The 24,884-nt window shown below is 67.8% G+C and carries 23 protein-coding genes, 1 tRNA gene and 4 pseudogenes; 4 read left to right on the top strand and 24 right to left on the bottom strand.

Annotation, left to right across the window (positions count from 1 at the left end):
* Positions 1 to 63 precede the first annotated feature (63 nt).
* Together AWC25_RS03525 and hypB are read left to right on the top strand one after the other, a co-directional pair.
* Positions 64 to 444, top strand: a complete 381-nt coding sequence (locus AWC25_RS03525) for a hydrogenase maturation nickel metallochaperone HypA (RefSeq protein WP_069400319.1) — start codon at positions 64 to 66, stop codon at positions 442 to 444.
* Positions 445 to 1,254: a hydrogenase nickel incorporation protein HypB gene (gene hypB, locus AWC25_RS03530; RefSeq protein WP_085166361.1), complete on the top strand. Its 810-nt coding sequence runs from the start codon at positions 445 to 447 to the stop codon at positions 1,252 to 1,254.
* Here hypB and usfY read toward each other — a convergent pair.
* The 10 genes and pseudogenes from usfY to AWC25_RS03575 form a co-directional block, all read right to left on the bottom strand.
* Entirely contained in the window at positions 1,224 to 1,526 is a 303-nt protein-coding gene (gene usfY / locus AWC25_RS03535) for a protein UsfY (RefSeq protein WP_085166362.1), read from the bottom strand. The genes hypB and usfY overlap by 31 nt on opposite strands.
* Positions 1,527 to 1,653: 127 nt before the next feature.
* Positions 1,654 to 2,670 (bottom strand): acyl-ACP desaturase, encoded by a 1,017-nt coding sequence (locus AWC25_RS03540; protein ID WP_085166373.1) that lies wholly within the window; start codon positions 2,668 to 2,670, stop codon positions 1,654 to 1,656.
* 350 nt (positions 2,671 to 3,020) lie between these two features.
* Positions 3,021 to 3,094, bottom strand: a tRNA-Pro gene (locus tag AWC25_RS03545).
* Between the two features lie 88 nt (positions 3,095 to 3,182).
* Positions 3,183 to 3,368: pseudogene (locus AWC25_RS27790) on the bottom strand (hypothetical protein); the annotation flags it as partial.
* Between the two features lie 194 nt (positions 3,369 to 3,562).
* Complete coding sequence (gene der, locus AWC25_RS03550) at positions 3,563 to 4,966, bottom strand: ribosome biogenesis GTPase Der (protein ID WP_069400322.1); 1,404 nt, start codon at positions 4,964 to 4,966, stop codon at positions 3,563 to 3,565.
* Positions 4,963 to 5,649, bottom strand: a complete 687-nt coding sequence (gene cmk / locus AWC25_RS03555) for a (d)CMP kinase (RefSeq protein ID WP_069400323.1) — start codon at positions 5,647 to 5,649, stop codon at positions 4,963 to 4,965. Before cmk ends, der begins: the two co-directional genes overlap by 4 nt.
* On the bottom strand, positions 5,646 to 6,389 hold the full coding sequence (locus AWC25_RS03560; protein WP_069400324.1) for a pseudouridine synthase: 744 nt from the start codon (positions 6,387 to 6,389) through the stop codon (positions 5,646 to 5,648). The genes cmk and AWC25_RS03560 overlap by 4 nt, the downstream gene beginning before the upstream one ends.
* Complete coding sequence (scpB, locus tag AWC25_RS03565) at positions 6,389 to 7,084, bottom strand: SMC-Scp complex subunit ScpB (RefSeq protein WP_069400378.1); 696 nt, start codon at positions 7,082 to 7,084, stop codon at positions 6,389 to 6,391. Before scpB ends, AWC25_RS03560 begins: the two co-directional genes overlap by 1 nt.
* Positions 7,082 to 7,959: pseudogene (locus AWC25_RS03570) on the bottom strand (segregation/condensation protein A); the annotation flags it as partial. The pseudogene AWC25_RS03570 and the gene scpB, both read right to left, overlap by 3 nt.
* Positions 7,947 to 8,810: a ParA family protein gene (locus AWC25_RS03575; protein ID WP_069400326.1), complete on the bottom strand. Its 864-nt coding sequence runs from the start codon at positions 8,808 to 8,810 to the stop codon at positions 7,947 to 7,949. The pseudogene AWC25_RS03570 and the gene AWC25_RS03575, both read right to left, overlap by 13 nt.
* A gap of 193 nt (positions 8,811 to 9,003) precedes the next feature.
* Between AWC25_RS03575 and AWC25_RS03580 the strand changes: the two are divergent.
* A pseudogene (locus AWC25_RS03580) lies at positions 9,004 to 9,414 on the top strand (hypothetical protein); the annotation flags it as partial.
* 20 nt (positions 9,415 to 9,434) lie between these two features.
* Here AWC25_RS03580 and xerD read toward each other — a convergent pair.
* The 14 genes from xerD to AWC25_RS03650 all read right to left on the bottom strand — a co-directional run bounded on the left by xerD (position 9,435) and on the right by AWC25_RS03650 (position 23,518).
* A complete protein-coding gene (gene xerD, locus AWC25_RS03585) occupies positions 9,435 to 10,379 on the bottom strand; it encodes a site-specific tyrosine recombinase XerD (RefSeq protein ID WP_069400327.1) in 945 nt (314 codons plus the stop codon).
* Complete coding sequence (locus AWC25_RS03590) at positions 10,376 to 10,999, bottom strand: NUDIX domain-containing protein (protein ID WP_069400328.1); 624 nt, start codon at positions 10,997 to 10,999, stop codon at positions 10,376 to 10,378. The genes xerD and AWC25_RS03590 overlap by 4 nt, the downstream gene beginning before the upstream one ends.
* Positions 10,992 to 12,743 carry a CTP synthase gene (locus tag AWC25_RS03595; protein ID WP_085166363.1) on the bottom strand — a complete coding sequence of 584 codons (1,752 nt, stop codon included), beginning with the start codon at positions 12,741 to 12,743 and terminating at the stop codon, positions 10,992 to 10,994. Before AWC25_RS03595 ends, AWC25_RS03590 begins: the two co-directional genes overlap by 8 nt.
* A gap of 157 nt (positions 12,744 to 12,900) precedes the next feature.
* Positions 12,901 to 13,845, bottom strand: a complete 945-nt coding sequence (locus tag AWC25_RS03600; RefSeq protein WP_069400330.1) for a copper transporter — start codon at positions 13,843 to 13,845, stop codon at positions 12,901 to 12,903.
* 21 nt (positions 13,846 to 13,866) lie between these two features.
* Positions 13,867 to 15,048, bottom strand: a complete 1,182-nt coding sequence (gene steA, locus AWC25_RS03605; RefSeq protein ID WP_069400331.1) for a putative cytokinetic ring protein SteA — start codon at positions 15,046 to 15,048, stop codon at positions 13,867 to 13,869.
* A gap of 195 nt (positions 15,049 to 15,243) precedes the next feature.
* Positions 15,244 to 17,019, bottom strand: coding sequence for a DNA repair protein RecN (gene recN / locus AWC25_RS03610; RefSeq protein ID WP_069400332.1), 1,776 nt, complete (start codon positions 17,017 to 17,019; stop codon positions 15,244 to 15,246).
* Positions 17,020 to 17,043: 24 nt separating this feature from the next.
* Entirely contained in the window at positions 17,044 to 17,967 is a 924-nt protein-coding gene (locus AWC25_RS03615) for an NAD kinase (protein WP_069400333.1), read from the bottom strand.
* Positions 17,964 to 18,773: a TlyA family RNA methyltransferase gene (locus AWC25_RS03620; RefSeq protein ID WP_069400334.1), complete on the bottom strand. Its 810-nt coding sequence runs from the start codon at positions 18,771 to 18,773 to the stop codon at positions 17,964 to 17,966. The genes AWC25_RS03615 and AWC25_RS03620 overlap by 4 nt, the downstream gene beginning before the upstream one ends.
* Positions 18,774 to 18,781: 8 nt before the next feature.
* Entirely contained in the window at positions 18,782 to 18,967 is a 186-nt protein-coding gene (locus tag AWC25_RS03625) for a hypothetical protein (protein ID WP_069400335.1), read from the bottom strand.
* Between the two features lie 23 nt (positions 18,968 to 18,990).
* Entirely contained in the window at positions 18,991 to 19,995 is a 1,005-nt protein-coding gene (locus AWC25_RS03630) for an HAD-IIA family hydrolase (protein WP_069400336.1), read from the bottom strand.
* Complete coding sequence (locus AWC25_RS03635; RefSeq protein ID WP_084229322.1) at positions 19,992 to 20,852, bottom strand: tetratricopeptide repeat protein; 861 nt, start codon at positions 20,850 to 20,852, stop codon at positions 19,992 to 19,994. Before AWC25_RS03635 ends, AWC25_RS03630 begins: the two co-directional genes overlap by 4 nt.
* Positions 20,853 to 20,920: 68 nt before the next feature.
* Positions 20,921 to 21,319 (bottom strand): DUF732 domain-containing protein, encoded by a 399-nt coding sequence (locus AWC25_RS03640; RefSeq protein WP_069400337.1) that lies wholly within the window; start codon positions 21,317 to 21,319, stop codon positions 20,921 to 20,923.
* A gap of 304 nt (positions 21,320 to 21,623) precedes the next feature.
* Positions 21,624 to 22,895 (bottom strand): tyrosine--tRNA ligase, encoded by a 1,272-nt coding sequence (tyrS, locus tag AWC25_RS03645; protein WP_085166364.1) that lies wholly within the window; start codon positions 22,893 to 22,895, stop codon positions 21,624 to 21,626.
* A gap of 11 nt (positions 22,896 to 22,906) precedes the next feature.
* Positions 22,907 to 23,518, bottom strand: coding sequence for a DNA-3-methyladenine glycosylase (locus tag AWC25_RS03650; protein ID WP_069400339.1), 612 nt, complete (start codon positions 23,516 to 23,518; stop codon positions 22,907 to 22,909).
* A gap of 65 nt (positions 23,519 to 23,583) precedes the next feature.
* On the opposite strand from AWC25_RS03650, the pseudogene AWC25_RS03655 reads away from it, so the two are divergent.
* Positions 23,584 to 24,851, top strand: a pseudogene (locus AWC25_RS03655) (ammonium transporter).
* The last annotated feature ends 33 nt before the right edge of the window (positions 24,852 to 24,884 follow it).

The raw sequence follows: 24,884 nt of genomic DNA on the forward strand, positions 1-24,884 counted from the left end.
GTCTGCGTTTTTCCGCACTTTGTTTTCGCGACACCGTTGATCCCCACAAGGCAGCATGGTGTAGTGCACGAGCTGTCGCTGTGCCACGCCATCGCCGGTGTGGTGAAGCCCCACGCGCGGGGCCGCCGTGTCGACGTGGTCCGGGTCCAGGTCGGCGCGCTGCGCCAGGTGGTCCCGGAATCCCTGGAGTTTTGCTGGTCGCTGGTGTGCCAGCATCTGGACGAGAACATGGTCGACACCGTGCTGGAACTCGAACTCGTGCCCGCCGAAGTGTTCTGCCGCACCTGTGCGCAGCGGGCGCAGATCACGTCCCGGTGGTCGGTGTGCTGCCCGGCCTGCCAAAGCGCGGACGTTGCCTTGTTGCGCGGCAACGAGTTCCTGGTCACGTCGGTCGAGGTGTCCGAGGGCCCGGCGCACGCAGCCGACTCACGAAAGGTCAAGTGAATGGGACGATTTCACCGTCACGACGACGGCACCGTGCACAGCCACGATCACGACCACGAGCATCACGAGCACGGCGACCACAGCGGCTATGCCACCGGCTCACAGCGCATCGACGTACTGGAGGCGATCTTCGCCGAGAACGACTCCCGCGCTGACATCAACCGGCGCGCGTTCGAGGACCATGGTGTGCGTGCCCTCAACCTGATGAGCTCGCCGGGTTCCGGCAAGACCACCATCCTGGCGGCAACACTGGACGCGCTGGCCGGCGAACTGGCCGTCGGCGTGATCGAGGGCGACATCGCCACCGACCTCGACGCCGCCAAACTCGCCGGGCGTGGCGCCCAGGTGTCACTACTGAACACCAGCAACGGGTTCGGCGGCGAATGCCACCTGGACGCCCCGATGGTCAACCGCGCGCTGCAGGGGCTGCACCTGCCCGACCTGGACCTGGTCGTCATCGAGAACGTTGGCAACCTGGTCTGTCCGGCCGAATTCGACGTCGGCGAGCACGCCAAGGCGATGGTCTACTCGGTCACCGAGGGCGAAGACAAGCCGCTGAAGTATCCCGTCATGTTTCGCTCGGTCGACGTCGTGCTGCTCAACAAGATCGACCTGGTCCCGCACCTCGACGCCGACATCGACCGCTACATCGGCCATGTCCGACAGGTGAATTCGACGGCCACCATTCTGCCGCTGAGCGCGCGCACCGGCGACGGCATGACGCAATGGTTTGATTGGCTGCGCCAATTCGCCGCTACCGGACGCAGGCTCTCCCTGCCCTACAGCACGCCGGGGCCGCGCGTGGAATAGATTGAAAGCCAACATTTTTCAATCCTCATCACCCGCCGGTGCTCAAGCGCAAGCCAAACTAAACCCGCAACGATCGCCGGCAGTCCGATGACAGCCAGTGTCAGTGTCCAGTCCTGCACGCGGTACGCCGCCGCGGCCACGCCGCCAACCAGGGCGGCCACGCCCAGGACTATCGCGCTCAGTCCCGGCCAGCAAAGGCGATCTATGAAGAACTCGCCGGCATGCGGACACGTCGTGCGGAAATGATCCGTAGGATCTGCGGTGTCGCCCATGGCTTCTCCTCAGTAGAGCTGAGCCGAAGCTACTTTCGACCACGCGATCCGCCGTCCCCCTTATGGGTGATCCACGATGGGATTCCCGCATCGGGGCCACTTAGCTTTCCGGGTCGTTGCCGCCCTTTCAGTGCCCGCTCAACGTCAGTGTGCCCTTCGTTTCAAGGACCCTGCTGGCGGTGATTTTCTCCGTCCGACGAGCCTCACGCTCCAGGTAGCGCTGCTTGGATTCGTCGAACTTGTCGGAGGCTTCCTCGAGCTCCTTGACCAGCACTGCGAGGTCGTCGCGCATCCTTGCGGCCTCGCCGGTGAAGTCTTCGCGTTCGAAGATGCGCCACCTCTTGAGCACGGGCATGACCACCTCGTTGAGATGGATTCGCGGGTCGTAGATCCCGCCGACGGCGATGATCACCGCCTTGCGGCGAAACTCCGGCACCGTGAACCCGGGCATCTTGAAGTTGCGCAGGATTCGATGCACCGACTTCATCGCTTGATTGGGCGCGATGTCCAGGCCCGCTGCGCTGACATCCCGATAAAAAATCATGTGGAGGTTCTCGTCGTGCGACACCCTCGCCATCAACTGCTCTGCGATGGTGTCGTTGCTGGCTTTGCCGGTGTTGCGGTGCGAAACGCGGGTGGCCAGTTCCTGAAACGAGACGTACATGACCGAGTCGAAGAGGCTTTCAGCAAACATATCTCCCTGCCGGTTCTGGCCGGGGCTGAAGCCACGCGTCATTTGCTCGAGGCGCAGCTTTTCCAGCTGCACCGGATCGACCGACCGGGTGACCACCAGGTAGTCGCGCAATGCGACACTGTGCCGGGTCTCTTCCGCGGTCCACCGTTTCACCCATTGACCCCACGGGCCGTCCATGCCGAAGTTCATCGCGATCTCACGGTGATACGACGGTAAGTTGTCCTCGGTCAGCAGATTTTGGACCATCGCCACCTGGGCGACATCCGGAAGATGGGTTTGCCCGGGCTCCCAATCTTGGCCGTCCAGCGCATAAAAGTTACTGCCGTCCGACCATGGCACGTAGTCGTGCGGGTGCCACTCCTTGAACATCGCGAGGTGCCGGTTGAGCAGCCGTTCGACCTCCGGTTCGAGTTCGGTGAGTAGCTGCACGTTGGTCAGTTCCTTGGACACGTAACCCTCCCAGTTACCTGCGGCGGTCGCCATTTCACCACGTATATGTGTCACGCGGTTACATTAAGATGACACGAGCCTGCACGGAGGAAATAGGGTCCAACGTCCTCACGACCGCCGGAGCGAACGGATGGGATCAGCGTTGCCGCTGCCGCAGGGACATTTCGCCGTGACTGGAAATGGATGGCCGCCGACGCGACACCGGCCAACTGATCCGCAAACTCGTCTTGGACCCCACCCGCGACCACCAACCCCGCGGCGTCAAATGCGGCAACAGCCCCGAAAACAGGCAAGAGGTGTAAACCATGTCTCGGGACACCCGTCAACGATGTCCCGAGACAGGACATCGGTCGGGCTGACAGGATTTGAACCTGCGACCACTTGACCCCCAGTCAAGTGCGCTACCAAACTGCGCCACAGCCCGCGCGCCGGTACATGGACCGGCAGCAGGTCGAAAGCCTACCGCAGCCCAGCAGTGGAACCGTCATGGGCTCGCTGAGCTGCGTTGTTTGTCAGTCGCCGGCCCGAAACCATGCCTCGACGGTCGCAATCCACGCCCGAAGCGCCCCCCGAAACGCCTCCGCGGGCTCCCGCTTCGCGGCGCGGTAGAACCGCTGCGCGGGAACCGGCACACTGAGCGCCACACTCTCCGTGCTTACGCCGGTCAGTACCGCGCCCACCGCGCAGATGCCGTCGCTGTGCTACGGGTCAGCTTGCGCCGAAGTCAACCATCTAGCCAACATGGGGCGCAGCGGTGTCGGGTGTGCAGTGCGGGCGTTCGGTGGGCGCTAGCGGCGGGAAAAACGCTGGTTTTTGCACCCAGGGACCACACTCAACGCCAAGAAAGCACACTCAGCGCCCAGGACTCACGCTCAACGCCAAGAAGACACACTCAGCGGCGCTTGGCTGTCCCGCGCTTTTCGCGCACCCGCACATTGATGCGGATCGGGCTGCCTTCGAAACCGAACGCTTCGCGCAACCGCCGCTCCAGGAAGCGCCGGTAGCCGGCCTCCAGGAAGCCGGTGGTGAACAGGACGAATGTCGGCGGCCGGGCGGCGGCCTGAGTGGCGAACAGGATGCGGGGCTGCTTGCCCCCGCGCACCGGCGGCGGCGTGGCCGCCACGACCTCCTTGAGCCAGGAGTTCAGCGGGCCGGTCTGGATCCGCGTGTCCCACGACGCCAGCGACGTCTCCATCGCGGGCACCAACTTCTGCACCGCCCGCCCCGTCTTGGCGGAAATGTTGATCCGCGGCGCCCACTGCAGCTGCACCAGGTCGAGATCGATCTCGCGGTCCAGCAATTCGCGGCGGTCCTCGTCGACCAGATCCCACTTGTTAAAGGCCAGCACGAGGGCACGCCCGGCCTCGATCACCATCGAGAGCACCCGCTGATCCTGCTCGGTCAACGGTTGCGAGGCGTCGATCAGCACGATCACCACCTCGGCGGAGTCGATGGCCGAATGCGTACGCACCGAGGCATAGAACTCGTGACCGCTAGCCTGTCCGACCTTGCGGCGCAAGCCGGCGGTGTCGACGAAACGCCAAACCTTGCCGCCCAATTCGATCAGCGAATCCACCGGGTCGACGGTGGTGCCGGCGACGTCGTGCACGACCGAACGTTGATCGCCGGCCAGCTTGTTCAGCAGCGAACTCTTGCCGACATTGGGCTTGCCGACCAGCGCCACCCGCCGGGGCCCGCCCGGCGCCGGCGCCGCCTCGGACACCTCGGGCAGCACCGCCAGCACCTCGTCGAGCAGATCGGCCACGCCCCGCCCATGCATCGCGCTGACCGCGTGCGGTTCACCCAGGCCCAGCGACCACAACTCCGCCGCGTCCGCCTCGACCTTTTCGCTGTCAACCTTGTTGGCGGCCAGGAAAACCGGCTTGCCCGACCGCAACAGGATGCGGGCGGCGGCCTCGTCGGCGGTGGTGGCCCCGACCGTGGCGTCGACGACCAAGATGATCGCATCGGCGGTCCGCATCGCCACCGACGCCTGCTCGGCCACCAACTGTTGCAAACCCTTGGCGTCGGGCTCCCATCCCCCGGTGTCCTGCACGACGAACCGGCGGCCGGTCCACAGCGCGTCGTAGGACACCCGGTCCCGGGTCACGCCGGGCACGTCCTGGACGACCGCCTCGCGCCGCCCCAGTATCCGGTTGACCAGAGTCGACTTGCCCACGTTGGGCCGCCCGACGATCGCCACCACCGGTGCCGGGCCGGGCTCGTCAAAGTCCTCTGAGTCGAAACCGACTGACTCCCAATCGCTTTCGTCGGACCAAGTGCCGTCCTGCGTCACCGCACTGCCTCGCTTCGTTGTTTGACCAACTCCAGCAGATGGTCGATGACCTCGGCCTCGGTCATGTCGCTGGTGTCGACGATCACCGCGTCGGTCGCGGGCCGCAACGGCGACACCGCCCGGGTGGAATCCAGGTGATCGCGGCGACGCACGTCGGCCAGCACACCGGCGTAATCGTCGGGCAGGCCCGCCGCCACATTCTGGTCGTTACGGCGTCGAGCGCGGGTTTCGGCCGACGCCGTCAAATAGATCTTCACCGGAGCGTCGGGCAGAACCACGGTCCCGATATCGCGGCCCTCGACGACAATACTGTCGGGACCCTGCGCCATCTCGCGCTGCAGGGCGACCAGGCGGGTGCGCACGGCGGGTATCGACGACACCGCAGACACCGCGCCGGTTACCCGATCGCCGCGGATCTCGGCCGAGACATCCTCTCCGGCAAGGAGATACCGATCCCCGCCGGGATGATAGTCCACCGACATCTGCACCGTCTCGGCGATCCGGGCGACGGCTTGGGCGTCGGCGGGGTCGACACCGGCGCGCAGAACCGCCAGCGTCACCATCCGGTACATACCACCGGTGTCCAGGTATCGGGCGCGCAGCGCCTGCGCCAAACCCTTTGACACCGAGGATTTTCCGGTGCCCGCGGGGCCGTCGATTGCCACCGCGACGCCGCTGCTCACAGTCCCACCGCTTTGTATAGTTGGCCCACTTCGTCCTGCCGCAAGGCCCGAATGCTGCCCGGGCGCTGCTTGCCCAGCGACACCGAGCCGATGTCGGTACGAACCAGCGCCTCCACCGGGAAACCGACCGCCGCCAGCATGCGGCGCACAATGCGATTGCGACCCTCGTGTAACGTCAAGCGCACCAACGTCTTTCCTGGTATCGCGTCCACCACCGCGAACTCGTCGACGCGGGCCGGGCCGTCCTCCAGCTCGATGCCGGCCCGCAGCTTCTTGCCCACCCCGCGGGGCACCGTCCCGGTGACGGTGGCCAGATAGGTCTTGGGCACTTGATGCGACGGGTGCATCAGCCGGTGCGCCAGCTCACCGTCGTTGGTCAGCAGGATCAGCCCCTCGGTGTCCGCGTCCAGCCGGCCCACGTGGAACAGCTTCTTGTTGCCCCGCACCTTGCGCTCGATCAGATCACCGATGCACGGCCGGCCACGATCGTCGGACATCGTGGAATGCATGCCGCGCGGCTTATTCAGCGCCAGATACACCTGCGCATCGTCGACGACGATGCGGGCGCCGTCGACGCGAATCACCGACGCGTCGGGGTCGACCCGGGTACCCAGCTCGGTCACGACCTGCCCGTCCACCTCGACGCGGCCGTCGAGAATCAGCTTCTCGGCGGCGCGGCGCGACGCGATTCCCGCCTGGGACAACACTTTTTGCAGCCGGACGCCCTGATCTTCGACCATCAATCCTGGTCCACGTCGAAGGTCAGCGACTGTTCGGACGCCGAACGGCCGGACAATTTCATGAAACGTGGTTCGCTGTCCAGCGATTCGCTCAGGTCCTCGATCGTGTCGACATCGGGCAGCAGCGGCGCGATGTCGGGCAGCTCCCCCAGCGACGTCAATCCCAAGCGCTCCAAGAACATTTCGGTGGTGGCAAAGGTGGCGGCGCCGCTGTCCTCGTCGACGCCGGCCTCGGTGATCAGGCCTCGCGCCAGCAGCGTGCGCATGACGGCATCCACGTTGACGCCGCGTACCGCGCTCACCCGCGCCCGGGTCACCGGCTGGCGGTAGGCCACCACGGCCAACGTTTCCAGTGCGGCCCTGGTCAGCTTGGACCGCGCGCCGTCCAACAACAGCTTCTCGACATACGGCGCGAACCGGGCGCGGGTGTACATCCGCCAGCCCTCGCCGGTCTTGCGCAGGTCGATGCCGCTGTCGCGTTCGGTCAGCTGCTCGGACATCGCCTGCAACTTGGCGGCGATCCGATAGACGGGTTGCTGGGTGGCCGCGGCCAGGGCCTCGTCGCTGACCGGCGTGTCGACCACCAGCAGCAGCGCTTCCAACACCGACTCGAGTTCCTGGGGATCCATCGGCGCCGCTTCGGCGATGTCCGGGATCCCGACATCGGGATCGAAGTCAGCTTCGTGTGGCGTCAAGCGCCGCTCCTCCTCATCGCTGCGCTCTGCATCGTCGTCGTCGGGCATATTCATTCGTCCCGCACCTCCGCCAGGGCCTCGGTGGTCGGACGCTCCCCGGTCCACGAAATTTGGAGCACACCAAGCGGCTCCGATTGGTCGAATGCTACCGCCCGCGATCGATACAGCTCGAGCAGCGCCAGGAAGCGCCCCACCACCTCCATCGGCTTCGCACAGTCGGCCACCAACTCCGAAAACGTTGCCCATTGGCCGCGGCCCCGCGCCTCGAGCAGCGACAACAATTGCCGGGCCTGCTCGGGCACCGAAACCTGCAATTCGTGCAGGTGACCGGTGGACACGGTCGGCACCGGCCGCGGCGTGAACGCGACCGCGGCGATCTGGGCGAACCGCTCGGCGTCAACCCCGAGCATCACCTCCGGCAGCAATTGGGTGAACCGCTCCTCCAGCGACACCGCCCGCGGATAACTACGCAGCGCGGCGGCCTCCAGCTCGGCGAACATCTCCGCGACGTGCTTGAACGCGCGGTATTGCAGCAGCCGGGCGAACAACAGATCACGCACCTCGAGCAGGGCCAGGTCCTCTTCGTCGTCGACCTGTCCGGCCGGCAGCAACCGCGCCGCCTTGAGGTCCAGCAGGGTCGCGGCCACCACCAAAAACGCGGTGGTCTCCTCCAGGTCCAGCTGGGCGCCGATCTCACGGGTGTAGGCGATGAAGTCGTCGGTGACCTGATGCAGCGCCACCTCGGTCACGTCGAGCCGATGCGCGAAGATCAGCTGCAGCAGCAGATCGAACGGCCCCTCGAAGTTGGTCAGGCGGACTTGAAAGCCGTTCTGCTGTGGCGCCTCACCATTGGCCGTGTCGGTCACGCGCCGAATCGGTCGATGAACTCGCGGGCCAGGGCGCGGTAGGCCATGGCGCCCGTCGACTTGGGCGCCCAGGTGGTGATCGGCTCACCAGCCACGCTGGTCTCCGGGAAACGGACCGTCCGGGTGATCACGGTGTCGAACACCAGGTCACCGAACCGCTCCACCACCCGGCTCATCACCTCGCGGGCGTTCACGGTGCGCGGGTCGTAGCGGGTCAGCAGAATCCCGCTGATCTCCAGCTTCGGGTTGAGCCGGTCGCGCACCTTGTCGACGGTGTCGGTCAGCAGCGCCAGGCCGCGCAGCGAGAAGAACTCACACTCGGTCGGGATGACGACACCGTCCGCGCAGGCCAGCCCGTTGACGGTGAGCAGTCCCAGCGACGGCTGGCAGTCGATCAGCACGTAGTCGTAGCGGTCCAGCACCGGATGCAGCGCCCGGCCCAGGGTTTGCTCCCGGCCGACCTCGTTGACCAGCTGAATCTCGGCGGCCGACAGGTCGATGTTGCTGGGTACCAGGTCGAGGTACTTGACGCGGGTGGACAGCAACACGTCGTCAATCGACACCCGGGGCTCGACCAGCACGTTGTGAATGGTCTTCTCCAGGTCGTAGTGCGGCACACCGAGGCCCGCGGACAGCGCGCCCTGCGGGTCCATGTCCACCAGCAGCACCCGTCGGCCGTACTCCGCGAGCGCGGCCCCGAGATTGATCGTCGAGGTGGTTTTGCCGACGCCGCCCTTCTGGTTGCACATCGCCACCACTTTCGCCGGGCCGTGCGCCGTGCGCGGCTGGGGCTCCGGGATCGCCCGGGATGGGCGCCCAGTGAGGCCGATCTCGACGCTGCCGTCAGGCTGGTCGGTCATGCCCGGGGTGTGGCGGAGGTGAACATCGCCGAAAGTCTAACGGCTCCGCGCTCCTAAACCGGGCGACCCGCAGACGATATAACCAGGGAATATGGGCAAAAGTGGCTGCTACCGCCCACGACAGCGTTCATAGTTAACTTCAGTCACATCAGCAACATTCGGCGTTGGTTTAGCGGGTCTATCGTGGGTCGCTATGGACCTCAAACGACGCCTGCCCCTGCTGCGCTGGTCGGTTTGGCGGATGGCCGTCGGCAACCGCAACATCACCACGACGGGCCAGATCGGCGACGGGCGCGAAGCCGCGGCCGTCGACTACGTGCTTGCCAACGCGCGCGCGGGTGATGTCGACGACGTGCTGGATTTCGTCTTCCTGGATCACGACAAGGATGCCTACCTGACCGACCTGAAAAGCATCATGGACCGAGGCTGGCTGCACCCGGGCTCGATCGTGGTCGCCGACAACGTCCGGGTGCCCGGTGCCCCGAAGTACCGCGAGTACATGCGCCGCGAGCAGGGCACGCACTGGAACACCGTCGAACACAAGGCCCATTTGGAATACCAGTCCCTGGTATCGGATCTGGTGCTCGAATTCCGACTACCTGGGCTAGTGGCGGCCGCCACGGGCTACCGGGCGCGCGGATGCGCGCCGGCCCACACCTCGCGCAGCGCGTGCACGGTGACCAGGGTGTAGATCTGCGTGGTCGTCACCGAGGCATGCCCGAGCAACTCCTGCACGACGCGCACGTCGGCGCCGCCCTCCAGCAGGTGGGTGGCAAAGGAGTGCCGCAGCATGTGCGGCGACACCCCGGAGGTGATCCCGGCCCGTTCGGCCGCGTCCTGCAACACCTGCCAGGCGCTCTGCCGCGACAGCCGGCCACCCCGGGCGTTGAGGAAGATGGCCGCCGTGCCGCGGCCGCGGCGGACCAGGTCCGGGCGCCCGCGTACCAGGTAGCTCTCCAGCGCTTGGACCGCCGGACGCCCGATCGGGACCAGCCGCTGTTTACCGCCCTTGCCGCGCAACAACACCGATCTGGCCTGCGTGTCGACGTCGTCGACGTCGAGCCCGACGGCCTCGGAGATTCGCGCCCCGGTGGAGTACAGCAACTCCAGCAACGCCCGGTTGCGCAGCGTCAGCGGACCATCCGACGGGCTGTCCCCGCCGGCACCCTCCAACAACGCCAGCACCTGGTCGATGCTCAGGCTCTTGGGCAGCCGCCGCCCCGGCGTGGGTGGCCGCACGGCCCGCGCCACGTCCAGCTCGGCTAAACCCTCCGCCGCGGCGAACCGATGCAGGCCGCGCACCGCGATCAGCGCCCGCGCCGCCGAGACCGCCGACAGGCCCGCGGTACCCGATTCCGGGTCGCCGCGGCGCAACGCCACCAGGAACTCGCTGACGTCGTCTTCGCCGACCTTGGCCAGATCGTGAATCCCTCGGTCGGACAAGTGTTTTGAGTAGCGGCGCAGGTCGCGTCGGTAGGAGCTGAGCGTGTTGGCCGCCACCCCCCGCTCGATCGTCAGGTGGTCGAGGTAACCCTGCAATTGGGTCTCGAGGGTCAGCGCGGTGGTCATTGCGCGGCCTTACGCGCGGCGAATGCTACCGGCTTGTCCGGCCACGGATCGTGCACCGGGCGCGCCGGGGCCAGGCCCGTCGCGACGGCGTGAGCGGCGAGAATACCTGCCGCGGCAATGGAATTCACGATCTCGCCGCGCAACACCGAGCGGGCCGCCTCGTCCAGGGGCACCCAGCGCATCGTCATGTCGGCTTCCTCGTCGTGCGCCTCCGGCCGGCCGACCTCGGTGAGCCCGGTGGCCAGATAGACCCGTACCGATTCGTCGCTGTAGCCGGGCGCGGTGCTGAGGTCGACGAGCACGTGCCAGGTGTCGGCCCGTAGGCCGACCTCCTCCTCGAGTTCGCGCCCCGCCGAGAGGTGTGGCGCCTCGCCCGCGACGTCCAGCAGACCCGCGGGCAGCTCCCACAGGCGCCGCCCGAATGTGTGCCGGTACTGGTAGACCAGTGCGATCTGCTGATCGTCGTTCATCGCCACGACGGCCACCGCACCGTAGTGCTCGACCACTTCGCGTGCGGCGACATTACCGCCGGGCATCCGCACCTGATCACGGCGCAGCGCGAAAATTGCTCCGGTGTAGAGCGTTTCGGATGATTCCGTCTCGAAAAGGTGGTCAGCCACGGGTGGCGGGTTCGGGTATCGACCGCTCGGCACTGTCTCGATGCTGGTTGCCGTTGGACGAGCGCTCCGGGATTTCCACCGGAAGCAGCTCGCCCTTCTTGTAGTCGATGGCCGCGCCGACGAACGCGACGAACAGCGGGTGCGGCCGGGTGGGCCGGCTCTTCAGTTCGGGGTGCGCCTGGGTACCGACGACGAACGGGTGGACGTCCGACGGGTATTCGACGAACTCAACCAGGTGACCGTCGGGCGAGGTCCCGGAAAACCGCAGGCCGCTCGCCGCGATCCGGTCGCGGTAGGCGTTGTTCACCTCGTAGCGATGCCGATGCCGCTCGGACACCTGGGTGGTCCCATAGGCTTGCGCCACAATCGAATCCGCCTCGAGCACCGCGGGGTAGGCCCCCAGCCGCATGGTTCCGCCCAGGTCGGCCTGGCCGGCCACGATCTGTTCCTGATCGGCCATCGTGGAGATCACCGGATCCGGTGTGCCGGGTTCGAACTCCGCGGAATTGGCCTCGGTGATACCGACCGAGCGGGCTGCTTCGATCACGATGCACTGCAGCCCCAGACACAACCCGAGCACGGGCAGCCCGCGCGCCCGGGCGTGCCGGATGGCGCCGATCTTGCCCTCGATGCCGCGGATGCCGAACCCGCCGGGGATCAGCACCCCGTGCACGTCGCCCAGCGCCGAGGCCGCCCCGGCAGCGCTTTCGCAGTCGTCGGAAGGCACCCACACCATCTCGACCCGGGCGTGGTGCTTGAACCCGCCGGCGCGCAACGCCTCGGTCACCGAAAGGTAGGCGTCGGACAGGTCAACGTATTTGCCCACCAACGCGATTCGCACGGTTTCATGCGGCTCGTGCACGCGGCGCAGCAGGTCGTCCCATTCGGTCCAGTCGACGTCGCGGAACGGCAGGTTGAGCCGGCGCACCACGTATGCGTCGAGTTCCTCGCGGTGCAGGACCTTGGGGATGTCATAGATAGACTTCGCATCCGGAGTGGAGATGACGCCGTCGATGTCGACGTCACACATCAGCGCGATCTTGTTTTTCAGCGCTTCGGGGACGTCGCGGTCACAGCGCAGGATCAGCGCGTCGGGCGTGATACCGATGCTGCGCAGCGCGGCCACGGAGTGCTGGGTGGGCTTGGTCTTGAGTTCGCCGGACGGGGCCAGGTACGGCACCAGCGACACGTGCAGGAAGAAGACGTTCTCCCGGCCCAGATCGTGACGCACCTGGCGGGCCGCCTCCAAAAAGGGCTGCGACTCGATGTCGCCTACCGTCCCGCCGATCTCGGTGATGACGACGTCCGGGCGGTGCCCGTCCGGGTCGGGCTGCGCCATCGCCAGGATCCGGCTCTTGATCTCGTCGGTGATGTGCGGGATCACCTGAACGGTGTCACCGAGGTATTCGCCGCGCCGCTCCTTGGCGATGACGGTCGAATACACTTGGCCGGTAGTGACATTCGCCGAACCCGACAAGTCGCGGTCCAGGAATCGCTCGTAGTGGCCGACGTCGAGGTCGGTCTCGGCGCCGTCCTCGGTGACGAAGACCTCGCCGTGCTGGAACGGATTCATGGTGCCCGGATCCACATTCAGATACGGGTCGAGCTTTTGCATCGTCACGTGCAACCCGCGGGCGGTCAACAGCTGACCGAGGCTACTGGCGGTCAGTCCCTTGCCGAGGGAGGAAGCTACCCCACCGCTGACGAAGAGGTGCTTGGTGGCGGTTTGCGGGTGCTTGCGCACAGGCGGCCTCCGTGAAGACGGGCAGGGCGTCGAGTTGTGTTGCTATTAACGAATTGGGCCTGCCGACCCACGGAAACCCACCCTAACACCCACGACACCGCGCCGCGGTGAACACGCCCGGTGGCCGCAGCGGTTACTCGACGGTTACCGCGAACGCCTACTGCGCCACGGTGAGCGAGGTGGCGCCATGCCCGGTGCCGTACTGCCCGACATGCCCGCCATTGAGCAGGTCATGCAGGCCGAGCACGGCAGTGATGCGGCCGGGCGCGACATCGACGTCGTCGACGGTGCTGATCGCGGAATTCATCCCGGCGTCGGCGCGGGCGACCGCGACGGCCGCCCCACCGGTCGCCGATCCGTCGCGCCCGGCCAGCAGCGTCCCCGAGCCGTGCGGGGCCAGCGCCGCCGAGAAGCGGGCCACGCTGGCGCCCTGGTTGCCGGCGTCCTGCGGCAGCGAGCCACCGGTGACGATCAACGCGGCGTTCGCCGCTGCCATGTGATCGCTGGGCTGATAGGTGACGAACCCGGTGTCGCGCAACGCGGCCAGCACGGTGTCGCGCTGCACGTCGTCGACCGGGGGAACCGCGGGGTTGGCGTTGATCAGCAGCGAGATGCCCAACAGGTCACCGGCCTGCGACCCTTGGTCGACGAGCTTGGTGCTCAGCTGCTGGCCCGCCGGGAGCACCGACGAGTTCACCACGGTGCGCAGCTTCTCCGCGGAGTTGGCGTCGACGAATTCCTGCGTCAACGACACCGTGCCCGTCACGGTGCCGCCGGCCTGGCCGATCATCTTCGACACCGCCGCCACGTCGTCGTCCTTGGCGTCCGGGGTGCGGAAGACGACGACCGATTTGCCGGCCAGCGCGTCGTGCACGATCCGCCCAACCATCTGGTTGTCGAAATTGTTTGCCGCGCTGAGCTTTTCGTTCAACACGTTCTTCTGGTCGTTGAGCCCGTTGATCTGCGAATAGAGGTCCCGCTTTTCGGCGCGCAGGCTGGACAGCAGGGTGTCGGACAGGAAACCGGACCCCAGCACCACGCCGATGGCCAGCGCGAGGAAGACCGCGGCCAGCGAGAAGGCGTGTTGACGTAACGAGATCATGAGCGCATCTCCCCGCGATGACTAGGTGACCAGGTGCTGGATCCAAAGCGAGAAGTGGTTCCAGTAGTCGGTGATCAAATGCAGGACCACACCGTCGGTGCGCGACACCCACAGCGCGACGATGACCGCGATGAGCATGGTCAGGGCCAGCAGCGCGATGGCGCCGCCCGAGATGTGGTTGCGGTACAGGGTCGCGACGGCCTTGGCGTCGACCACTTTCTCCCCGACCCGCAGCCGGGTCAAAAAGGTCGAGGGATTGCTCTGGGTGCGGGTCCGGTCGAAGAACGTTTCGATATTGGCGGTGTGACCGGCCGTCACCAGCAGAGCCGCGCCGTGGTGGTCGGCCAGCAGCAGGGCCAGATCGACCGCCGATCCGGCCGCCGGGAACGTCATCGCCCCGACCCCGAGGTCCTGGATGCGTTCCAGGCCGGGGGCGTGGCCGTCGGCGTCGGCCGGCAACACCACGTGGGCACCGCATTTGAGGGCCTCGGTGCTGATCTGTTCGGGGTCGCCGACGATGAGCTGCGGACGGTAGCCCGCCTTGCGCAGCACGTCCGCGCCGCTGCCCACCCCGATGAGCACCGGCTGGTACTCCTTGATGAACGGCTTGAGCGAGCGCAAATCGTCGGCGGCGCTGTCCTCGTCGGCGACGATCACCACGTGCCGGCGGCGCAGGTCGAGATCGATGTCCGGGATCCCGATGCCGTCGATCAACAGCGGGCTCTCGCTCTTGATGAACTCGATGGTGTTGCCCGCGAACGCCTCCAGGTGTGCGGCCAGGCCGCTCTTGGCCTCGCGCATCAAATCCGCGATGTCGTGATCGGTGCGCTCGGTGCCGCGGCTCAGCCGTCGGTCACCGGCGTAGATCCCGCCCTCATAGAGGCGAATCTTGGAGCCGTCCTTGACCTTTTTGAAGATGTCCGGCCCGGTCTCGTCGATCAGCACCACGCCGTTGTTGACCAACACCTCCGGCCCCATGTTGGGATAGCGACCCGACACCGACGGCGACGCGTTGACGACGGCGGCGATGTCGGCTTCCACCAGCGCCTCCGCCGTGATGCGATCCAGGTCCAGGACGTCGAGCACCACGATGTCACCGGGGCAGACCCGCCGCAGCAAGCGGTCGATGTTCCGGTCTACCCGCGCGGTGCCGGTGAGGCCCGGCCGGGAAGCGTTCCGAGTAAGCAGCCCTGACATCTTCATGGGGGCGATTCTGGCCGCGATGCCAGGCCGAGGCGGGGAGGCGCGCCGTAACATGCGCCCCATAAGTTATCTAGAGTCACATGAGTAACAGCCGGGTCCGGATCCGGTTTACGTTGTGTCGCCGTGCGGCGGGCGTGCGGAGAAAAAACAGCCGATTTCGGTACTCAGCGCCCACGCTCGACGATGGTCGGCCGCTTAAATCTCGTCTTTCTGGGCCGCGTCGAGCAGCTCCCGCGCGTGCGCGCGACCGCTGTCGGATTCGCCGAGGCCGGCCAGCATCCGGGCCAGCTCGGCGACCCGCTCGTCGTCCTTGACCCGGCGTACCACGCTGGTCCCGCGCGGTCCGGCGGCATGCACCACCAGATGCACATCGGCGTACGCGGCGACCTGAGGCAAGTGGGTGACCACGATGACCTGATGGGTGCGTGCCAGCCGCGCCAACCGCCGGCCGATCTGCACCGCGGCCCGGCCCCCGACGCCGGCGTCGACCTCGTCGAACACCATGGTGGTGCCGTGTGGAATCTTGCGCGACGAGGCCAACGCCACCTCCAGCGCCAGCATCACCCGCGACAGCTCGCCACCGGAGGCGCTTTTCGCCAGCGGCAGCACGGTCATGCCGCGGTGGGCGGCGAAGCCGAACTCGATCTCGTCGACGCCATCGGCGCCGGCCCGGACCAGCGTCGACCCCGCTTGACCCCAGGTAACGCTGAGGGCGGCCGCGTCGTGCTGCGCATCCGGGTCCGAGGCGGTATCGGGGCGCACCTCGATGGTGAACTCCGCGTCAACCATCGCCAACCCGGCCAGCTCCGCGGTCACCTCCTTCGCCAGCCGCTTGGCGGCCTTGCGCCGGCATTTGCTGAGATCGAGTGCGGCGTCGGCTAATTCACTGGCGAGTTCGCCGACCCGGCGCTCCAGCGCGGCCAAACCTTCCTCCGACACGTCCAGCTGCGCCAGCCGCTCGCGCGATTCGGCCGCCCAGCGCAACACACCGTCGATATCCGCGGCGTACTTGCGGGTCAGCGTGCGCAGCTCGGCCTGCCGCGCCAGCTTGGACTCCAACGCGCTGGCGTCGACGGGCAACTCGTCCAAATAAGCGCCCAGTTCCTGCGCGGCGTCGACGACGATGGTCAACGCCTGGCCGATCTGTTCGGCCAGCGCCTGCAGCGTGGCGTCGTCGGTGGATTCCAGTGCGGCCCTTGCCCGTCCGAGACTGTCAGCGGCGGTACTGCCCGAGACGTCGTCGTTGGACAGTCCCGCCCGCGCGGTCGCCGCGGCCTCGCGCAGGGTGTCCAGCTCGGAGAGCCGCACGATATCGGCCACCAGGATCTCGTCTTCGCCGGGCTGCGGATCCACCGCGTCAATCTCGTTGAGCGCGAAGGCAATCCGGTCGGCTTCGAGCGCCAGTTCGCGCATCCGGCCGCGCCGGTCCAGCAGGTCGCGCCGCGCCGACAACCACGCGTCGCGCAGTTTGCGGTACCGCTCCAGCGCCGGGCCGGCCTGCGCGAAGCGGTCCAGCGCGCCGCGCTGCTCCTCGGGACGCATCAGCCGCAGCTGGTCGTTCTGCCCGTGCAGGGTGAGCAGTTCGGCCGTGAAGTCGCCCAACGATTTCGCCGGCACACTGCGCCCGCCGAGGTAAGCCCGCGACGGGCCGTCCCGGCTGACCGAGCGCAACGCGATGACGCTGCCGTCCTCGTCGCGCTCCCCGCCCGAGGTTTCCAATAGTTCGTCCAGCTGCGCGACCGCCGCATCGTCGAGATCTGTTGTGGTGAACCGACCTTCGACGACCGCGCGGTCGGCACCGGAACGCACCCGGTTCGGATCGGCGCGGGCGCCGCCGAGCAGATGCAACCCGGTCACCACCATCGTCTTGCCGGTGCCGGTCTCGCCGGTCAGCACGGTCAGGCCGCGGTCGAACTCCCCGACCGCGGCGTCGATCGCCCCCAGCGACTCGATTCGGATCTCGGTCAGCATCGCGTCAGCACCGCTGCAGGGCCGTTACTTTCCGCGCCAACCGGTTACGGGCAACCGGAACTTGCGCACCAAGCGGTCGGTGAACGGTGCACTGTCCAGCCGTGCCCATTTCACCGCCGTGTCACAACGTTTCACCTCGAGCCGACCGCCGGCGGGCAGCAGCATTTCGCGGCGGCCGTCGCAGAACACCAGCGCGTCGTTGCCGTGCGCCTCGATCTCGATGGCGATGGTGGCGTCCGGGCTGGTCACCATAGGCCGGCCGAACAGGGCGTGAGCGTTGTTGGGCACCACCAGGATTGCCTCCAGGTCCGGCCACAGCACCGGGCCACCGGCGGAGAACGCGTACGCGGTAGATCCGGTCGGCGTCGACACCAGGATCCCGTCGCACCCGAACGTCGACACCGGTCGTCCTTCGATCTCGACGACCACGCCCAGCACGCCCAGCCGCGGACCCTTCTCCAGGCTGGCCTCGTTGAGCGCCCAGCCGTGGTCGATGATGCGCCCGCGGTGGCGCACCGCGACGTCCAGGGTGAGTCGCTCCTCGACCCGGTAGTCCCGCGCGACCACGTGTTCGAGCACGCTATCGATGGCCTCCGCCTCGGCCTCGGCGAGGAAACCGATGCGGCCCAGGTTCACGCCCAGCACCGGAATGTCGGCGTTACGGGCAAGTTCGGCCGCGCGCAGGAAGGTGCCGTCCCCGCCGAGGACCAGGACCAGCTCGCACCCCTCGGCGGCGTCCGGCTCGGCGTCGACGACCTCGATGTCGACGCCCATCGCCCGCATATCTTCGGGCACAAATTTCAGCGGTCCCCGATTGACGGCCTCGGCGGACAGCACCCGCAGACCAATAGCGTTGTCGCTCAAAACCTTCTGTACACGGCGTGCGGTCTCGGTGGCTTCGTCGCGTCCGGTGTGCACGACGAGCAGGATGCTGCGCTCGGAGGTCATTGCGGGCCCTCGCTCACGGCGCGCTGCACCGCGTCAACCAACCCGTCGGCGGACAACGCCCGATCGGTTTCGGCGCGCAGCCACAGAAAGTATTCGACGTTGCCCGACGGGCCCGGCAGCGGGCTGGCCGTCACGTCGACGGTGTGCCACCCCAGCTCGCCCACCCGCCGGGCGACAGCGAGCACCGCGTCGGCCCGCAACGCGGGATCGTGCACCACCCCGCCGGCGCCGACCTGGCCCTTTCCGACTTCAAACTGCGGCTTCACCATGGGAACGATATCCGCGCCCGGCCACGCGCAACCAGCCAGCGCGGGCAACACGGTCGACAAGGAGATAAACGACAGGTCCGCGACGATCAGATCGACACGCCCGCCGATCGCCTCCGGGGACAGATCGCGAACGTTGGTCCGCTCGATGACCAGCACCCGCGGATCCGAGCGCAGCGACCAGGCCAGCTGGCCGTATCCCACGTCGGCGGCCACCACCTCGGCGGCGCCGCGATCCAGCAGGACCTCGGTGAAGCCGCCGGTCGACGCGCCGGCGTCCAGGCAACGCCGGCCGGCGACCGGGATGTCGAAAACGTCCAGGGCACCGAGGAGTTTGTGGGCGCCGCGCGACACCCAGCGGCGCTCACCCTCGTCGGTCACGGTCAGGGTGGCGCTGAGCGCTACGGCGGTGGCGGGCTTGACCGCCGGCAAGCCGTCGATGCTGACCTTCCCGGCGCCGATCAACTCGGCCGCCTGCTGACGGGATCGCGCCAGACCGCGTCGGACCAGCTCGGCGTCAACACGGGCGCGCCGTGCCATGCCTGCACTCAGCCCTTCTCCGCCGACTCGAGCGCCTGCAACAGCACGTCATGCGCCTCCGAAAGGCGCCGCGCGATGTCTTCGAGCTCCGCGAGGGTCGGCCCGTTCTCGCGGTTCTGCGGATCGGTCAAATCGGGCAACTGCGCCAGCAGGTTGTCGATGTCGGCGCGAATCTGATCAGGATCGATATTCATTGCGGTTCTACGCTAGTCACCGGTCAGCCCTCTTGCACGAGAGACCAGCGCCCGAGCGCGTCGCGGGCCCGGTCGTCGCCGGCCCGGATGCGGGCCGGGCGCCCCGGGGCACCCCATACCGCGCCGGCGACCGCGCGCACGATCGACAGATCGTCGCCGTCCACCTGAGCGCCGCTGCGCACGGTGACGGCGCCGTCGCCGACCTCGACCGTCCAACCGGGCTGCGGCCCGACCGCCAGCACGTCCCGGTGCTGGTGCAACGACCGCAGGTCGTGGCCGATGTAGGTGGGGCGCTGCTCGGGTACGGCGTACACCGCGTCGCGCGCGCTGTTCACCCCGGTCAGCACCATCAGGCTGGGCAGCCGGGCGGCGTTGGCGCCCTCGATGTCGGTATCCAACCGGTCGCCGATCACCAACGGCGCGCGGTAGTCACCACGTCCGACCGCATCGGTGAGCAGCGTCGGGGCGGGTTTCCCGGCGACCCGGGGTTCGGCCCCGGTCGCCGCCCGCAGCGCGGCGACCAGCGATCCGTTACCGGGCAGCAGGCCGCGTTCGGTGGGCAGCGTGGGATCGACGTTGGCGGCCACCCACAACGCGCCCGCGCGGATGGCCAGCGCGGCCTCGGCAACCTCGGCCCAGCCGATCGTCATCGACAGCCCTTGGACGACGGCGACGGGGTCGTCCTCGAACCGTCGCACCGGGCGCAGCCCGACCGCGGCGACCTCATTGGCCAGTGAGTCGGTGCCCACGATCAGCACCCGCGAATTTGTTGGCAGTTCAACCGAAAGCAGGCGCGCGGCGCTCTGGGCGCTGGTGACGACGTCATCTGCGGCGGCGGTGAAGCCGAGGTCACGCAGATGCGCCGCCACTTCGTCGGCGCTGCGGGAGGCATTGTTGGTAACGAACAGTTTGCGCACGCGCAGCTCGTCCAGCGTCTGCACCGCGCCGTCGGTGGGACGGTGGCCGCGAAACACTGTCCCGTCCAAATCGATCAGCAGGCAATCATGTTCCTGCGCAAGGCTTTTCATTGATCTTCGCTCGTTCCCAGCTCGGCCACCCGGTCCTCGGCGTCGGTGCTGCCGTCGACGTCGGCGGCCGCCGAACGCAGAAACCATTGCAACGCTTCCTCGGGGCGACCGAGCGCCAGCAGCGTGTCGGCGTAGGCGTAGAACAGGCGCGCGGCCGTCGCGCCGCTGCGGCTCGGGTCCAATTGCGGCGTGGACAAAACGGTCAGCGCCGCCTCGAGCTGTCCCAGATCCGAACGCGCCCCCGCGACCACGATGCGCAGCTCGTCGGCGTCGTCACCGCTCAGCTGTGCCGCCTCGTCGCCGCGGGCCAGTTCGATCGCCCGTTCCGGACGGCCAAGGCCGCGTTCGCAATCCGCGATCAGCGCGAGCAACGACGACTTGCTGCCCATCCGGCGCGCGGCGCGCAGCTCCGAGAGCGCCTGCGCCCAATCGCCATAGCGGTAGGCGGCGATCCCGACCGCTTCGCGGATCGCGGCGATCCGGCTGGAGCGTGCCCGGGCAGCGCGCGCGTGGTTCAGCGCGGCCTCGGGATCCTCGTCCATCAACTCGCCCGCGGCGACCAGATGGCGCGCCACCGCGTCCGCGGTCGCGCGGTCCAACGTGCTCAATTCGGCGCGGATCTCGGGTGAAAGCTGCTTGGCGTCCACGCCGGGAGGGATCGCCGGCCCCCGGTCGGCGTTGTCGGCGCGGTCGGCCCTCCGATCGGTCTCGCCGCCGGTCTGCGGCTGGGCCTGCCGTGCCCGGCCCGGTCCCGACCAATTACCCTCGCGCGGCGTGCGCGGCCCGCGTCTCGGTGCACCCCCGGACGCCGGTCGCGGGCGTCGTTCGCCGTTGTGGCGCTGCCTGTCGTCGCCCACTCGTGTCGTTCACCTCGATTGCTCCCGGACTACCCCGAAAGGATACGGGCACCCGGGCGGCGATCCCGCTACGCCTTGAACCGGTCCGGGACCAGCGGCGCAATCATCGAAGGGCAGAACGTCGCGATGGCGACGATGGTGAAGATGCCGGCGTTTTTCTCGGTCATGCCACTGTCGGAGGCCATTTCCGAAACGACCGAATCGAACGACTGGCCCGGCTCGACCAGCATGGGGCACACCGATTGACCGGCGGCGAGGGCCGTGGCCGGCTGGGTGACCGCGACGCCGGCATTCGTCAGCGCGGACAGGAACCGGTTGCCGGCCATATCGGCACGGATGGGGGCCGCCATGCTGGCGGCGGCGGTGATCAAGCTCGCGGTCAATACGACAAGCCCGACGGCCTTGGCCCGTCCCGCTGCGGGTACGGCTCGGTGGGTGCGCGAAATCACTGTGACTACAGTGGCCATCGAGTGTCACGTTCAGGGCACGGCCCGGTAAAGGTTTGCCCACCAACGCGTTTTGCTCCGAGGTTCTTGACACGGACGGGGGCAATATGCCGCGCCCCTTTTCGGGCAGGCGATTTGACGGCGTTGTCCCCCGACCGGAGGACATCCGAATCCACCGCCAATCCCTCCGGTCGTGGGATGGCGGCATGCCGCCGGACCCAGAAAACTCGTTGGCACAGCGGGGATCTCGTCGCTCCTCCACGAGACTTCCCCTCCTCGACAAATCGGCTTCCCCACCGATGACGAGATCCCCGCTGATACCCTCCTAGACCTTCTCGACTCCGGCGATGTTGCGCTTGCCGCGCCGCAGGACCAGCCACCGCCCGTACAGGAAATCCGAATCCTGCGGCGTCCACTCGTCACTGTCGATCCGCACGTTGTTGACCGACACACCGCCCTCCCCGATGGTGCGCCGGGCCGCCCCCTTGCTGGCCGACAGTCCCGTGGCCACCAGCAGGTCGACAATCCCGTCGGGGCCGCCCGGTTTGAGCTCGGCGACCGACGTCTCGCGCAGCGCGGCGGCCAGCGTGGCCTCGTCGAGGCGACCCAATTCGCCCTGGCCGAACAGCGCTCGGCTGGCGTGTTCGACGGCCGCGGTGGCCTGTTCGCCGTGCACCAGCACGGTGAGCTCGGTCGCCAGGCGCCGTTGGGCGGCGCGTTGCTGCGGGCGCTCGTTGGTGGCCTGTTCCAGCTCGGCAAGCTCCTCGGCGGTCAGGAAGGTGAACCAGCGCAGGTACCGGATCACGTCGGCGTCGGCGGTGTTGACGAAGTACTGATACCAGGCATACGGGCTGGTCAGCTGTGGGTCCAGCCAGAGGTTGCCGCCGCCGGTGGACTTGCCGAACTTGGTGCCGTCGGCCGCGGTCACCAGCGGGACCGTCAGCGCGTGCACCGACGCCCCGAGCTTCTGGCGCACCAGGCGCACCCCCGCAATGATGTTGCCCCACTGATCGGAGCCCCCGATTTGCAGCGTGCAGCCGTGCCGCTGGTGCAGTTCGACGTAATCGTTGGCCTGCAGCAGCATGTAGCTGAACTCGGTGTAGGAGATGCCCTCACCCTCGAGCCGCCGCCGGATGGTGTCGCGATCGAGCATCACGTTGACCGAAAAGTGCTTGCCGAGGTCGCGCAGGAACTCGATCGCCGACATCGGGCCGGTCCAGTCGAGGTTGTTGGCGACGATGGCGCCGGTCGGCGAGTGGCCGTCGGCCGAGAAGTCGACGAAACGCTCCAGCTGACCGCGAATCCGCTCCGTCCACTCGGCGACGATGTCCGCCTCGTTGAGGCTGCGCTCCCCGACCTCGCGCGGGTCGCCGATCATGCCGGTGGCCCCGCCGGCCAGCACGATGGGGCGGTGACCGGCCCGCTGGAAGCGGCGCAACGCCAGCAGCGGCACCAAATGGCCGGCGTGCAGGCTCGGCGCGGTCGGGTCGAAGCCGGCGTACACGGTGATCGGCCCGCGCCGCACTTCGGCGGCCAGGGCGTCGAGGTCGGTGGACTGCGCGATCAGTCCACGCCAGCCCAGCTCGTCGAGGATCATGGGGTAAGAGGCTAGTCGCTGGCACCGGGGGCGGGTGCCCGCGGACTTCGCCGGTACGCCGAGACTTCCGGCCGCCCGGCAAGCCAGAGTCGCCACGGTCGATCCGCCGCCTGACTGACGCCGACCCGCGGGCCCGCGACCGCCCCGTCGGCGGCATTCAGGGCCAGGCGCACCGGGCTGTCGGCGTCGAACAGGTCAATTCCGTTGTCGGCCATCGTGATTCCGAGTGCGGAGCACAGGTTTCCGGGGCCCCGCGCCAACCCGACCGTCCGCACGGCCGGCCCACGCCTGGCCTGCGCGACATCGACGCCCTCGGTGACGACGGCCGCGCGCAGCAGCACGGCGGCGGCGGTGCCATCGGGCCCGCATGAGACGTTCGCGCACACGTGGATGCCATGGCTGCGATAGGTGTACAGCCGGCCGGGCGGACCGAACATCACCGCGTTGCGGCCGCTGGGGCCGCGGTAGGAGTGCGCCGCCGCGTCCGGCCAGGGTCCGTCGGGCACTCCGCCGTACGCCTCGACCTCGACGATGACCCCGCGGACGCCACGCCCGGTGAGGGTGGCGCCCAGCAGTCGATGCGCGGCCTCGACCGGGTCGACGACGAGCTGGCCTGCGGACACCCAGCGAACGTACCGGCAACACCGCCATGGCAATATCCCGGTGTCCGTGGCGAAGGAGCCCAAATATGCATGCAATCGACCCCGCCGCCACCGCGTGGCTGCTGGCCAGTACCGCGCTGGTCCTGTTGATGACCCCGGGCCTGGCCATCTTCTACGGCGGCATGGTCCGCACCACCGGCGTGCTGAACATGATCATGATGAGTTTCATCTCGATCCCCCTGGTCACGGTGGCCTGGCTGCTGGTCGGCTACACCATCTCCTTCACCGACGGCGGGGCCGGTGGCCTGCTCGGCGGGCTGGCCCACATCGGGATGCTGGGCATCACCCCGGGCACCGTCCACGGCGCGGTGCCCGAGCTGCTGTATGCGACCTTCCAGCTGACCTTCGCGATCATCACGGCCGCCCTGGTCAGCGGCGCGATCGCGGACCGCGCCAAGTTCGCCGCCTGGATGGTGTTTGTGCCGTTCTGGGCGATCGCCGTGTATTCGGTTGTCGCGCACTGGGTGTGGGGGCCTGGCGGCTGGCTGGCCAGGCTGGGGGTGCTCGACTACGCGGGCGGCCTGGTGGTCGAGATCGTGTCCGGCTCCTCGGCGCTGGCCCTGGCGCTGGTGCTGGGGCCCAGGATCGGTTTCAAGAAGGACGCCATGCGCCCGCACAACCTGCCGCTCGTCCTGCTCGGCGTCGGGCTGCTGTGGTTCGGCTGGTTCGGCTTCAACGCCGGATCCGCGTTGGCCGCCAACGGAACTGCCGCGGCGATCTTTTTGAACACCCTGGTCGCGGGCTGCCTCGGCATGCTGGGCTGGCTGGCAGTCGAACGGATCCGCGACGGCAAACCCACGACGTTCGGTGCGGCCTCCGGCGTGGTGGCCGGCCTGGTCGCGATCACGCCGTCGTGCGGCACCGTCAACACCCTCGGGGCCACGGTGGTGGGGCTGGCTGCCGGGGTGATGTGTTCCTTCGCGGTGGCCGCGAATTCCGCTTCAACTACGACGATTCGCTCGATGTCGTCGGTGTGCACTTCGTCGGCGGTGTCGTCGGGGTGTTTTTGATCGGGCTGCTGGCCACGGCCGTCATGACGGCCGGACCGCAAGGCTTGTTCTACGGCGGCGGCCTGGCTCAACTGGGCAAGCAGTCGCTCGCGATCGTCGTCGTCGCGATCTACGCGTTCAGCGTGTCGTACGCGCTGGCGAAGTTGATCGACCGATTCATGGGCTTCCGCGTCAGCCCCGAGGACGAGACCACCGGCGTCGACTTCAGCCAGCACGCCGAGACCGCGTATGCCGAGGGCGTGCAGGGGCATCTGCCGCGCGGCCCCGGCCAAGGGCCTCGATGACGACCCCGCGAGGCTGCAACTAGCGACGCATCG

Source organism: Mycobacterium sherrisii (assembly GCF_002102355.1).
GTDB lineage: Bacteria > Actinomycetota > Actinomycetes > Mycobacteriales > Mycobacteriaceae > Mycobacterium > Mycobacterium sherrisii.

Bases quoted from the DNA above. Each gene is read 5' to 3' on its own strand.
- hypB (WP_085166361.1), top strand. From the start codon at position 445: ATGGGACGATTTCACCGTCACGACGACGGCACCGTGCACAGCCACGAT.
- usfY (WP_085166362.1), bottom strand. From the start codon at position 1,526: ATGGGCGACACCGCAGATCCTACGGATCATTTCCGCACGACGTGTCCG.
- AWC25_RS03560 (WP_069400324.1), bottom strand. From the start codon at position 6,389: ATGGTCGAAGATCAGGGCGTCCGGCTGCAAAAAGTGTTGTCCCAGGCG.
- AWC25_RS03575 (WP_069400326.1), bottom strand. From the start codon at position 8,810: ATGACCGACCAGCCTGACGGCAGCGTCGAGATCGGCCTCACTGGGCGC.
- xerD (WP_069400327.1), bottom strand. From the start codon at position 10,379: ATGACCACCGCGCTGACCCTCGAGACCCAATTGCAGGGTTACCTCGAC.
- AWC25_RS03600 (WP_069400330.1), bottom strand. From the start codon at position 13,845: ATGATCTCGTTACGTCAACACGCCTTCTCGCTGGCCGCGGTCTTCCTC.
- steA (WP_069400331.1), bottom strand. From the start codon at position 15,048: ATGAAGATGTCAGGGCTGCTTACTCGGAACGCTTCCCGGCCGGGCCTC.
- recN (WP_069400332.1), bottom strand. From the start codon at position 17,019: ATGCTGACCGAGATCCGAATCGAGTCGCTGGGGGCGATCGACGCCGCG.
- AWC25_RS03615 (WP_069400333.1), bottom strand. From the start codon at position 17,967: ATGACCTCCGAGCGCAGCATCCTGCTCGTCGTGCACACCGGACGCGAC.
- AWC25_RS03620 (WP_069400334.1), bottom strand. From the start codon at position 18,773: ATGGCACGGCGCGCCCGTGTTGACGCCGAGCTGGTCCGACGCGGTCTG.
- AWC25_RS03625 (WP_069400335.1), bottom strand. From the start codon at position 18,967: ATGAATATCGATCCTGATCAGATTCGCGCCGACATCGACAACCTGCTG.
- AWC25_RS03630 (WP_069400336.1), bottom strand. From the start codon at position 19,995: ATGAAAAGCCTTGCGCAGGAACATGATTGCCTGCTGATCGATTTGGAC.
- AWC25_RS03640 (WP_069400337.1), bottom strand. From the start codon at position 21,319: ATGGCCACTGTAGTCACAGTGATTTCGCGCACCCACCGAGCCGTACCC.
- tyrS (WP_085166364.1), bottom strand. From the start codon at position 22,895: ATGATCCTCGACGAGCTGGGCTGGCGTGGACTGATCGCGCAGTCCACC.